This window comes from Propionispora vibrioides (assembly GCF_900110485.1).
Classification (GTDB): domain Bacteria; phylum Bacillota; class Negativicutes; order Propionisporales; family Propionisporaceae; genus Propionispora; species Propionispora vibrioides.
Map to the genome: position 1 here is coordinate 61,607 of NZ_FODY01000017.1, position 12,310 is coordinate 73,916.

Here is a 12,310-nt window from a genome sequence, read left to right on the forward strand (position 1 = left end):
AAAATATTGCTGTGGATCCCGTTAAGTGCGGGATCCACTTTTTTATATAACACGTTCGAGCAATTGTCGATACATCATTGGTGCCAAACGATTTAGTTTCTTTTGCCGGCGTTCATAATTATAGAAGTGTATATAATCTTCAATGGCAACAACCAGACTGTTATAATCATCAAATTTGTTGAGATAGTACGTCTCGCATTTCAGGATACCCCAGAAACCCTCCATCGGTCCGTTATCGATGCAGCGGCCAACGCGAGACATACTTTGTAACATTCCGGCTTTATCCAGCTTTGTTTTGAACTGCTTACTGGTATATTGAAAGCCTCGGTCACTGTGAAACAGCGGATGAGCTTCCGGATATTTAGTTACCGCCAAATCAAAAGTATCAAATACAAGACGATTGTTATTATGCTTACCATAGGCAAACGAAACAACACTCCTATCTTTTAAGTCGAGAATCGCACTTAGATAAAGCTTCTCACCATTTCCGTACTTAAACTCTGTTACATCGGTTAGCCACTTCTTGTTAAGATTCTTTGCTGTAAAGTTACGGCTTAGGATATTTTCTGCTGTGACTTCCGGCGTGGAGCGCCGGTATTGTGGCCGCTTCCTTCGTATGACTGCTTTCAATCCAGCAAGCCTCGTCAGACGGTAGACTCGCTTGTAGTTGTAATGTGTACCATACCGGCTGTTTAGTTCATCCGTCAACCTGCGGTACCCATAAATCCCATTGTATTGGGCGTAAAGGTAACCTAGTTTATGTACTAGATCTTTATCTTGCTCATCTATGTTCTTGCTGCGGTTGAGCCACTTGTAATAGGAAGAACGGTTCAAGTTAAGCGCCTGACAAAGATTTGCAACTGGATAGTTTTTCTCTGTATGCAATTCCACCACGGCAATATACAGACTTTCTTGTCGGACGCCGTTCAGCTTCGCCTCCTTTCTACTTCTTGCACTTTTTTTAATATCTCAATTTCCATTTCTTTTCGCTTGTTCTCAGCTTGCAGAAGCCTGTTCTCTGCACGTAGGCGGTCAATCTCTGTCATTTCATCCGACAGTTTGCGCTTACCTCGCTTGTCGATGAGCCCATCTACACCGGATGTTTCATATTTATGGACCCAGTTGTATATCTGCGGGTAGGATACCCGATACTTTTCCGTCATTGCTGCATAGTCTTTGCCATTGGCTATGCAGTCACTGACGATTTCAATTCGCTCATCAAGCGTCGTCGCTCGTCCTTTCACCATGTGGATTTCACCCCCACTAGTTGGCTTTGTGAACCCTTCATGGTGATTATACTTCTTAATCCACTTCCTTACAATTTGTGAATGCGTGATATCATACTTTCGACACAGTCCCTCCAGCGATTCTTCACCCGCCAGATATTCTCTGATGGCCGTCTCCTTAAGCTCAGCCGAATATTTTCGTGCCGTTGAAGTTGGCGTCAGTCCTTCTACACCACGTGTTTTGTATAGCCGTATCCATATCTTTAGTGTCGTCTGCCCAATTCCCTTTTCCTCACATGTCTTTCTGAATCCTATCTTCCCGGCTAAGTAGTCTTCGACTATCCTTACTTTCTCTTCTATGGCTAATCGACCTTTTTGCGGCATGAAAATGCTCCCTTCAAAGTTTTCAGATGTTTTTTTATTTCATCTGGCTACTTTAAAGGGAGCATATCAAAGTGTAACAGCCTTGTTTCGTTCCCCGTTCGGCCTTTTCCGGAAAAATACGTTCCGCAGGATGAAAAATTGCCGGCTTACGTTAAGAAATCCATTTGTTTGAGCAAAGCGAGTTTATGGATTTTAGTAAGTCGGCAATTTTTCAAGTATTTTGGAGGACAGGCCTAGCCTTTTGGGTCCCTTTGTGGCAATGACAAAGGGACGACAAACTATTTCTCCACACATACGGGCTGTTTAAATAAGCAAAATCATTTTGTGATAGTCTTTTTTGGTATAGCGCGATAATTTCGGGTTAAATCGGAGATAACTGTGAATAGGGATTGGCAGGCCAACAGGAATTTCTCACCTGTCCGTAGAACTATCCATGAACAAAGGACAAAATGGCGTAAATGCGGCAAAAAAGGCCGCGCAGGGGGAACAAATATGGGAGTACTTGATATTATCGGCCCGATTATGATCGGCCCTTCCAGCTCGCATACGGCGGGCGCTGCCCGGTTGGGCAACATGGCCCGCACCATACTGGGTGAGGAGCCGGTCAAGGCGACCATCCAATTATACGGCTCCTTTGCCCGGACGTATAAGGGCCACGGCACCGACAAGGCGCTGGTGGCCGGTCTAATGGGCCTTTCACCGGAGGACCCGGCGATTAAGACCGCCTTGGACCGGGCTGCCCGGTCGGCTCTGCAGGTTGTATTCACCAGGGAGGACGGCCAGGACTGCCATCCTAATACCGTTAAATTCCTATTGGAAGGCGAGTCGGGCCGGAAGGTGGCCGTTACGGGGGCCTCCACCGGCGGCGGACGGATTGTCATCAGCAAAATTGATGGCTACGAAGTGGAATGTACCGGTGAATATTATACATTGATTGCCGTGTACCAGGATAAGCCGGGAATTGTGGCGGCGGTTACTCAAATCCTGGCCCAGCATGACGTCAATATCGCCTTTATGAAAGTGTCCCGCAAGCAAAAGGGCGCCCAGGCGTTAATGATTCTGGAAGCGGATCAGCCAATTACCGAAGATGTCATCGCCGCGGTGGACAGGCTGCCTGCCATGGAGTCGGCGCTGCTGGTGAAGCCGCTATGAGGGAGGAAGCAAGATGAATTATGGATACATTGCCGACCTGGTTTCGCTGGCCACCGAACGGAAACAGCAGCTGTCGGATATTGTGCTGGCAACCGAGACGGCGAACAGTGACTATCCAGCCGCCTATTTCTGGGAAGCCATGCGGGAACGGTATGGCGTTATGAAGGAAGCCGCCGTCAGCGGGCTTAAACTGCGGGAAAAATCAGCCAGCGGCATGGTCGGTGGCGATGCGGCCATGCTGGCTGGCGGTGACCTGTTCCTGGGCCCGGTCGTTACCAAGACGGCCGCTTATGCGATTGCCATTAGTGAGGTAAATGCCAGCATGGGCCGGATTGTCGCCTGCCCGACCGCCGGATCCTGTGGTATTGTTCCCGGTGCTGTCCTGGCAGTCTGTGAATGTCTGGATTATCCGGAGGAAGCCGCCATCAGGGCTTTATTTACTGCCGCCGGCATTGGCGAAGTGGTTGCCAAAAACGCCACGGTAGCCGGCGCCGTAGGCGGCTGTCAGGCCGAGTGCGGTACGGCAGCGGCGATGGCGGCAGCGGCCGTAGTGGAATTGCGCGGCGGGACGGCGTACCAGTCGGCCCAGGCCGTAGCCCTGGCTCTGAAAAATATGCTGGGCCTGATCTGTGACCCGGTGGCCGGTCTGGTGGAAGTCCCCTGCGTGAAACGCAACGGCTTTGCCGCCGTCCATGCCTTGCTGGCGGCACAACTGGCTTTAGCAGGAGTGGAAAGCGTGATACCGGCTGATGAGGTTATTGCAGCCATGTACCGAATTGGCCTGGACCTGCCGAGCTCGCTGAAGGAAACGTCCGAGGGTGGCCTGGCGAAGACGCCGACAGGCCAAAAGATCAACGAACGTCTTCTGATCTAGGTACCCACTGATTAATTCACGCTGCGCGTTCTGACGGAGCTTTTTCCGCCTGGCTGCGTCAGCAAAATCTTGAAATAGGGGCCGCTATTCCTGCGGTTTTGCTTCCTTGCCGGACGAAAAAATCTCTCCCAGCCCGACAGGTTCACTTACTCAGTGCTTACCTAGAGCTTTATAGACAGGAGTGGTGCTTGTGGGTAAAAGAGCGGCACTTGACTTGACAAAAAAAGTAAAGCGGTATAAAATATATAAAAATGCATATTTTCAAGGGGAGTAACCTTAAAAATAAAGTCGTCAGTTCGGTGTCAAGCACCCGGCTTTATTTGCATCTATTGCTGGTAAGACCTTGCCTAACTATTTTAGTAGGCAAGGTTTTTTATTTTATCATCGGGTAAACTAGGGCGTGTGTTCGGATAGTTTGAATACACGCCCAACTAGGAGGCTATATTAATATGGAACATTTTTTTACAATGGAAACCTTGTGGAATTTGGCGGCAATTGTATTTATTGATTTAATTCTGGCCGGTGACAATGCTCTGGTTATCGGCATGGCGGCAAGGAATTTGCCGAGAGGACAGCAGAAGAGGGCGATCTTCTGGGGCACCTTCGGCGCGATTTTTATCCGGGCCGTATCCACCCTGGTGGTAGTCTGGCTGCTGCGCATACCGGCCTTGATGATCACCGGCGGTGTGCTGCTGCTATGGATTGCCTATAAGCTGATCGTGGAGGAGAAGCAGCATGAGGTGGACGCACCGTCTGGCCTGGGTGCTGCCATCCGGACCATCGTGGTTGCCGACGGTGTGATGGGCATCGACAATGTCATGGGTATTGCCGGTGTGGCTCACGGCAACATGCTGCTGGTATTGATCGGCATTGGCATCACCATTCCGATCATTATCTGGGGCAGTACGGTATTTATTAAGCTGATTGAGCGGTATCCCTGGCTAATCTATGCCGGCGGCGGCATTCTGGCTTGGACGGCCGGCGGCATGATCAGCGGCGACTCGCTGCTGACCGGCCATGTGGCTGTTACTTCCGCTATGAAGTGGGGTGTACAGCTTGTTTTGACCGTTGGTCTTTTGGGTGTGGCCTGGCGGCAAAAACAGACCGGTTAACAGACGGGGCGATAAAGCGGTTACCGCCTGTTGACGCAGGGCTGTCCTTATGATATTGTAAATAACAATAAGCTGATCAATTACTTGAAGGCTGAGAGACCCTGAACCGGGTTTTCTCGGCCTTTTTTGCTAGCCCGGTCGGAAGTGGCATGTGGCGCCTTGCTTTGGCGTATAGTGTATAACAGCATCCATGGAAAGTTTTAGAAAATATCATAATCATGATTGACAACCTTTGTAATTAAACGTATAATGACCGTATAATAATTGATAAAAACAATTTACTAATTATCATATTGTGATAATTAGTAAATTGCATAGTTGAATAAGTTGACCAGACCACTGGAGGCTGAGGAACGCTGTAATGCATGCATTGCGGTGTACTTAGCCTTTTTGTCTTTATTAGAGGTTAATCTTTTTGGGAAGGGGGCGTGGCCGATGTATCAGGCGATTCTAGAGTATTTATCCCGCAACTGGGATAAGTATGTGGAAGCGGTCAACATACATATTGGCATTAGCCTGGCTGCTATGACGATCAGCATACTGCTGGCGGTGCCTCTGGGTATTTTATGCAGTAAAAAAGGCAGACTGTCGCTGCCGGTTATGAATACTTTTAATATGCTGCGTATTATTCCGAGCCTGGCCGTACTCGTGCTGGTTATGCCAATCCTGGGGACAGGATTTAAGCCGGCGCTGCTGGCGCTCACTTTACTGGCCATTCCGCCGGTGCTGATCAACACCTATCTGGGCTTTAAAAGCATCAGCCCTGCCGTTATCGAAAGTGCCTGCGCCATGGGGATGGGGGCGGCAAGAATTCTTTTTACGATTGAATTTCCGCTGGCCTTGCCGCTGATCATAACGGGGATACGCACGGCCTGCATTGAAGTCATAGCCAGTGCCACGCTGGCTTCGTATATTGGGGCCGGCGGGCTGGGTGACTTTATTTTTACCGGTCTTGGGCTGAACGATATGCGGATACTGCTCATCGGGGGCATCAGCGTAGCCGTGTTGTCTGTCTGTGCCGAGTTGTCGCTGGCCTTGATTTATCAGGGCATCACAAGATATCAGAGAAATTAACTAAAACTGAAATGAAAAGGGAGAGGATGCTATGTTTGGCAAAAAAGCAAAAACACTGATTGGCTCTATTCTGACCTTGGGTGTGCTGGCCCTGGGATTAACCGGCTGTGGCGGTGAGAAAGCGGCCGATAGCAAAGCGGCGGCCGGCAAGCCGACCATCAAAGTCGGTTCCAAGGATTTTACCGAATCGTTGATCTTAGGAGAACTGTATGCCCTGGCGCTGGAAAAGCAGGGGTATAAGGTGGAAAGAAAACTGAACCTGGGCAGTGCCATTGTACATGATTCTTTGGTGAATGGTGACATTGATTTTTATCCTGAGTATACGGGAACCGGTCTCTTAAGTGTTCTGAAGGAAGCTCCCCTGTTTGACTCCAAGCAAGTATATGACGAAGTGAGTGCCAAATATAAAGAAAAATTTAAGCTGATCTGGTTGAACCCTTCGACAGCCAATGATTCGCAAGGCCTGGTTATCGCTAAACGGGCAGCCGACAAATACGGCATCCGTACCATTTCGGATCTGCAAAAGCATGCAGCCGATATCCGGTTTGCTTCGCAGGGGCAGTTTGATGAACGGGAAGACGGTCTGCCGGCGTTGACCAAAGCCTATGGCGAGTTTAAGTTTAAGGAACGGAAACTGTATGATAATGGCCTGAAATACGATGTGCTGCATAATGATGAAGCCGATGTGGCCGTAGCGTATACGACGGAAGGACAACTGAGTAAAGATGAGTTTGTTGTGCTGGAAGATGACAAGCATGTATGGCCGCCTTATAATATTGCGCCGGTTATCCGCCAGGATGTGCTGGAAAAGAATCCGGAAATTAAGGATATTCTCAATAAAGTTACGGCGGCTATCGACAATAAGACCATTATTAAGCTGAATGCCGAAGTGGATATTAACAAGCGGGAATATACGGAAGTGGCCAAGGAGTTTTTTGAGCAACTGAAATAAAGTTGTGGGATATACATAGAAGAAAGCTGCCGGAATCGTATCCGGCAGCCATTCTTCTATTCATTTGTTACAGGAAAAGGAGGAGACGGAATTTGGATAGAACAGCCATCGAATTCCAGAAGGTAAGCAAACAATATCCCCACACGTCGCAGTATGCGGTCAGAGAGGTCAGCGCCCGTATTCCGGAAGGCAGTTTTATCACTATTTTAGGAACCTCCGGCTCAGGCAAGACAACCTTCTTAAAAATGATTAACCGGATCTATGAGCCAACTTCCGGTGATATTTTGTTTTTTGGCGAAAGCATTAAACAGTTAAAGGTGGAAGAGTACCGGCGGAAGATTGGTTATGTCATCCAGCAGATCGGCTTATTTCCCCATATGACGATTGAGGAAAATATTGCAACCGTGCCTACCATACTCAACTGGGATAAAAAACGTATTGCCCGGCGGGTGGAGGAATTGCTGGAGCTGGTGGGACTGGTACCGCAGGATTACAAAAAACGGTATCCCCGGCAGCTCTCGGGCGGACAGCAGCAGCGGGTGGGGCTGGCCCGGGCTATGGCGGCCGATCCGGCCATTATGCTAATGGATGAACCGTTCGGCGCCATCGACGCTATCACCCGGCAGACGCTGCAGGACGAGCTGCTGCGGATTCAAAAAAAGCTTCACAAAACCATATTGTTTGTTACCCATGATATCGGTGAGGCTTTTAAACTGGGAGACCAGGTGATTATTATGCATAATGGGGAAATTCAGCAGTTTGACACACCCTATAACATTCTGTTACGGCCGGCCAACGAATATGTAGCCCGGCTGGTTTCCACGGAAGACACGCTGCAGCAGCTAAAGGTGGTGACGGCCAAAAGCGCCATGACGGCAGTGCAGGAGCCGCATCACCATCCCGTAGGGCGGGTACGGCAGGATGTATCGCTTTATGCCGTATTGACATGCCTGCTGGAAAGCGCTCAGCCTTACGTACTGGTAGAGGATGAGGCGGGGAACGTGATCGGCAAGATCACCTGGGATGAACTGAAAGTAAAGAATAAGCGGCAGACCTCGGTATCTGCTTGAACAGGCAGGTGATACAGCGTGTGGACCTATTTAATGAAATATTATAAGCAAATATTGCTGCTGCTGGGAGAACACATTCTGATTGTTGTGCTCAGTGTCGGCATTTCCCTGGTACTCGCCATACCAATTGCTCTGCTTGTCGCCCGCTCCAAGTGGTTGTCGACAGGCGCCCTGTCCTTTTTTGGCGTCATCTATTCCATCCCCAGCCTGGCGTTATTTTCTTTCCTGATTCCTCTCTTCGGTTTAGGGAAAACCACCGCCATTGTAGTGCTGGTCCTCTATAACCAGTACATCCTGGTCCGCAATATCCTGGCCGGCTTCCAGTCAATTGATCCGGCCATTATCGAAGCAGGCAAAGGCATGGGGCTTGACGCGCGGCGGCTGTTTTTTATGATTGAGCTGCCGCTGGCCCTGCCGATTATTTTAGGCGGCGTAAGGATTGCCACCGTTTCCACCATCGGTATCGCCACGATTGCGGCAGTCATTCATGCCGGCGGACTGGGTGTCTTGCTGTTTGATGGCTTACGGATGAATTATCTGCCTAAAATTCTTTGGGGCACGGTGCTGTCGTCGGGCTTGGCGTATCTTGGCAATCAGGGCGTGTTGGCGTTGGAACGGCGGGCTTTTAAGCGAACTCAGGGGGAGGACCGGCAAAGTACGCTGCAAAACATGAGCGTATTGGACAGGTAAATGTAAAAGAGGTGGTTAATGATGGCATTGATTCAGGCAGCACGGGGTACTCAGTTGCGCTGTAAAGGCTGGCGGCAGGAAGCGCTGCTGCGCATGCTGGAGAACGTTCTGGAAAACGGGGAAAATCAAAAAGAATTGCTGGTCTATGCGGCCCTGGCCAAAGCGGCGCGGGACTGGCCTTCTTATGAGGCCATCGTAAAGGCATTGCGGACTATGGAAGAAGATGAGACTCTTGTTATTCAGTCGGGCAAGCCGATCGGGCTGTTTAAAACCCACGCCTTTGCCCCGCTGGTATTGATGGCAAACTGCAATATGGTGGGCAAGTGGGCGACCAGCGATAATTTTTATAAATGGCAGCAGGAAGGCCTGATCATCTGGGGCGGCCTGACGGCAGCCGACTGGCAATATATCGGCTCACAGGGAGTACTGCAGGGAACGTACGAAATTTTTGCGACCATTGGCCGCCAGCATTTTAATCATGACTTGCGGGGCCGTTTTATTTTGACGGCCGGACTGGGGGGCATGGGCGGTTCGCAGCCGCTGGCCGGAGTGATGGCCAAGGCGGCCATATTGGCGGTGGAAGTCAACGAGGCCCGGATTGATAAACGGATAGCCGCTGGCTATTTGCAGCAAAAAACCGACAGCCTGGATGCTGCCCTGGCTATCATCCGGGAGGCCATAGAGCGTAAAGAACCCGTATCGGTGGGACTGTTGGGCAATGCGGCCGAAGTGTATCCCGAATTACTCCGGCGGGGCATTATTCCCGATATCGTTACTGATCAAACAGCCGCCCATGATCTGGTGTATGGCTATATTCCCCGCGGGTATAGTTTGGAAGCGGCCGAGGCTATGCGCCGGGATAACCCGGACCGGTTGAAAGCCGATGCCGGGGCGTCGATTGCGGCGGAAGTAAAAGCCATGCTGGCCTTTAAGGCTAAGGGGGCTGTGGTGTTTGACAATGGCAATAATATCCGGACGCAGGCCTGTGCCTACGGGGTGGAGGATGCTTTTTCCATCAGCATTTTTACCGAAGCCTTCTTGCGCCCGCTGTTTTGCCGGGCAATTGGACCGTTTCGCTGGATTGCCTTAACCGGCAATGCCGAGGATATCCGTATCATTGATGATTATATTTTAACCCATTTCGCCGACAACTCGATTGTAACCAACTGGATTGGATTAGCCCGCCAATATGTGCCGGTAGAAGGACTGCCGGCCAGGATCGGCTGGCTGGGACATGGCGAGCGAACCCGGTTGGCGCTGGCGGTCAATGCGATGGTGGCCGATGGCACACTAAGCGGACCCGTGGCTTTTACCCGCGACCATTTGGATGCCGGTGCCATGGCACATCCCAACATTATGACCGAGCGAATGAAAGATGGCAGTGATGCCATAGCCGACTGGCCCTTGCTCAATGCTATGCTGAATTGCAGTTCCATGGCCGATTTGGTAGCCATCCATTCCGGTGGCGGCGGCTATGCGGGCTATATGACCAGCGCCGGTGTGACGCTTGTGGCTGACGGCAGTGAGGAAGCGGCTCTTCGTCTTAAGCTGACCCTGCAGAATGATACCGGGTTGGGTGTTTTGCGGTATGCCGATGCCGGTTATGAAGAAGCTCTGGACGAGGCCGATAAGAAACAGATCCGGCGGATCAAACTGGAGCAGGCGTAAAGGAGAGAAATCACGTGACCGTAGATTTGGTAATCAAACATGTTAAGGTGTATACCGAAGGCGGACTGCTGGCGGCGGGGATTGCCGTCCAGGCTGGTAAAATTGTAGCGATTGCCAGTGACGACTGCCTGCCGGAAGGAATATCGAGTATTGACGGACAGGGGCGGTATTTGCTGCCTGGCGGTATTGATCCCCATGTTCATTTCCGTGATCCCGGCAAAACAGAGCGGGAAACCTTTCTGACCGGCACCATGGCGGCAGCGGCCGGCGGGGTAACCACGGTATGTGAGCACCCGATTTCCAGTCCGCCGCCTTACTCTGCCGAATTAATCCGTAACCGCATCAAAGTGGCGGCAGAGCAGGCCGTTGTGGATTTTGCCTTTTTTGGCGCTGCCGGGGCCGATAAGTTAGAACATATTCCTCAGGTTGCCCAGGAAGGCATTGTCGCTTTTAAAACCTTTTTCCATGAGCCGCCGGAAGGCCGGGAGGAGGAGTTTGCCGGGCTGACCATGGCGAATGATGCCGCTATTTACGCTGGTTTTCAGGCAGTGGCCAAAACGGGAAAAATTCTGGCCATCCATGCGGAAAACAACGATATCATTGCCGCCAAGATCAAGGAGCTAAGGGCTGCCGGCAAGCTAAAAGGACGGGATCATGCCCTTTCCCGGCCGCCGGTGAGTGAAATCGAGTCGGTAGCCAAGGTCTTGCTGCTGGCCCGGGAGTGCGGGACTAAGGTGCAGCTTTGTCATATTTCCACTCCTCAGGCGGCAGAGCTTGTCAAACAGGCGAAAGCCAACGGAGTAAAGGCTTATCTGGAGACTTGCCCGCATTATTTATTTTTGACCGACGACAAGCTGGAGGAACTGGGGCCCTTTGCCAAGTGCAACCCTCCCTTGCGAAGCAGGGAATTGTCTGATGCCTTATGGCGCTATATTGATGACGGAACGGTTGATATGATTGGCAGCGACCACGGGCCCTTTTTGCCTGAAGAAAAAGAGATCGGTTTTCGCGATATCTTTGCGGCACCGGCCGGTTTTCCCGGCATTGATCTGCGGCTGCCCTTGCTGCTGGATGCGGTACATAAAGGCAGGCTCAGTCTGGACAGAATGGTGGAGCTGATCAGTACGGCCCCGGCTAAGCTGTATGGCTTATATCCGCAAAAGGGGGCCATCCGGATTGGCAGTGATGCCGATCTGGTGCTTGTGGATCTGGCGGCTGATTTTATTGTCGACCGCCGGCAGTCCTATTCCAAGTCGCGTGATACCGGGCGGGTATATGACGGCTGGAAGCTGAAAGGCTGTCCGGTCATGACGCTGGTCAGGGGGCGGGTTGTTATGGAGGAAGGCCGGGTTGACGAACAGGCTGCCCGCTGGGGAAGGCTGGTGACACCACGCAATGGCTAAAGAGGCGTTGCTAAGAGGAGCAAACAAAAGAATCGCACTCATACCCATCGGGCAGTCGCCGCGCCCGGAAGTGGCTGCCGATTTTAAAAGCCTCTGGGGCTCCGCGGTAGATATTTTAGAAAGTGGCGCGCTTGACGGATTGTCGGCGGCAGAAATAAACGGACTCAGGCCCCGGTCTGGAGAAGCTGAATTGATTACCAGGCTGGCGGACGGGCAGATTGTGTATGTCTCCCATCAGCGACTAATCCCTTATGTGGAAAAGGCGATAGCCCGAACGGTACAGCAAGGGGCGGAACTGGCGATGGTGCTGTGTACCGGTGATTTTAGCCCGGTAAAAGCCGAGGTGCCTGTGCTGGAACCTAACCGGGTTTTAGCCGGTGGCGTAGCAGGGGTACTGCCAGCAGGGACTGCAGTTACCGTGCTGATTCCCACGGAAAGCCAGCGGGAAGAGGCGTGCGCGCGTTGGTCGGAGCGCGGTTTTAAGGTTGACCGGGTGCTCGTGGCCGCGCCGTTCGGCAAGGATGACACACTGATTGAGATGATTAAAAACGACCCGGTGATCCAGGCGTCGGCCGCGATCATCGGTGACTGTTTTGGCTTTGACCTGCATTGCCGGGAGCTAATCTCCCGGGTATACCCTAAACAGATTTTTATTCCCCGCCTGCTTATGGGGCATTTGCTGCTGGCGGTGCTATAGATAGTAGA

General features: G+C 51.4%; 12 protein-coding genes. 10 read left to right on the forward strand and 2 right to left on the reverse strand.

Translation table 11 applies throughout. The annotated features are described in order from the left end of the window. Positions 1–42: 42 nt before the first annotated feature. Positions 43–885, reverse strand: a complete 843-nt coding sequence (locus BMW43_RS13535) for an IS3 family transposase (RefSeq protein WP_245732462.1) — start codon at positions 883–885, stop codon at positions 43–45. Between the two features lie 41 nt (positions 886–926). Continuing rightward, positions 927–1,610: a helix-turn-helix domain-containing protein gene (locus BMW43_RS13540; RefSeq protein ID WP_091748516.1), complete on the reverse strand. Its 684-nt coding sequence runs from the start codon at positions 1,608–1,610 to the stop codon at positions 927–929. 492 nt (positions 1,611–2,102) lie between these two features. On the opposite strand from BMW43_RS13540, the gene sdaAB reads away from it, so the two are divergent. From sdaAB to BMW43_RS13590, 10 genes are all read left to right on the forward strand, one after another. After that, a complete protein-coding gene (gene sdaAB, locus BMW43_RS13545) occupies positions 2,103–2,762 on the forward strand; it encodes an L-serine ammonia-lyase, iron-sulfur-dependent subunit beta (protein WP_091748519.1) in 660 nt (219 codons plus the stop codon). 13 nt (positions 2,763–2,775) lie between these two features. Then, positions 2,776–3,636, forward strand: a complete 861-nt coding sequence (gene sdaAA, locus BMW43_RS13550; RefSeq protein ID WP_091748522.1) for an L-serine ammonia-lyase, iron-sulfur-dependent, subunit alpha — start codon at positions 2,776–2,778, stop codon at positions 3,634–3,636. Positions 3,637–4,085: 449 nt separating this feature from the next. Next, entirely contained in the window at positions 4,086–4,748 is a 663-nt protein-coding gene (locus tag BMW43_RS13555; RefSeq protein ID WP_091748525.1) for a TerC family protein, read from the forward strand. A gap of 435 nt (positions 4,749–5,183) precedes the next feature. Continuing rightward, positions 5,184–5,822: an ABC transporter permease gene (locus BMW43_RS13560; RefSeq protein WP_091748528.1), complete on the forward strand. Its 639-nt coding sequence runs from the start codon at positions 5,184–5,186 to the stop codon at positions 5,820–5,822. Positions 5,823–5,853: 31 nt separating this feature from the next. Further along, on the forward strand, positions 5,854–6,774 hold the full coding sequence (locus BMW43_RS13565; protein ID WP_091748530.1) for a glycine betaine ABC transporter substrate-binding protein: 921 nt from the start codon (positions 5,854–5,856) through the stop codon (positions 6,772–6,774). 92 nt (positions 6,775–6,866) lie between these two features. Beyond that, positions 6,867–7,844, forward strand: a complete 978-nt coding sequence (locus BMW43_RS13570) for an ABC transporter ATP-binding protein (RefSeq protein ID WP_091748533.1) — start codon at positions 6,867–6,869, stop codon at positions 7,842–7,844. Positions 7,845–7,862: 18 nt separating this feature from the next. After that, positions 7,863–8,534, forward strand: a complete 672-nt coding sequence (locus tag BMW43_RS13575; RefSeq protein WP_091748536.1) for an ABC transporter permease — start codon at positions 7,863–7,865, stop codon at positions 8,532–8,534. 18 nt (positions 8,535–8,552) lie between these two features. Further along, complete coding sequence (gene ertB, locus BMW43_RS13580; protein WP_218140683.1) at positions 8,553–10,202, forward strand: thiourocanate hydratase; 1,650 nt, start codon at positions 8,553–8,555, stop codon at positions 10,200–10,202. A gap of 14 nt (positions 10,203–10,216) precedes the next feature. Next, positions 10,217–11,605: an allantoinase AllB gene (gene allB / locus BMW43_RS13585; RefSeq protein WP_091748540.1), complete on the forward strand. Its 1,389-nt coding sequence runs from the start codon at positions 10,217–10,219 to the stop codon at positions 11,603–11,605. Next, complete coding sequence (locus tag BMW43_RS13590; protein WP_091748543.1) at positions 11,598–12,302, forward strand: AroM family protein; 705 nt, start codon at positions 11,598–11,600, stop codon at positions 12,300–12,302. The genes allB and BMW43_RS13590 overlap by 8 nt, the downstream gene beginning before the upstream one ends. Positions 12,303–12,310: the final 8 nt, after the last annotated feature.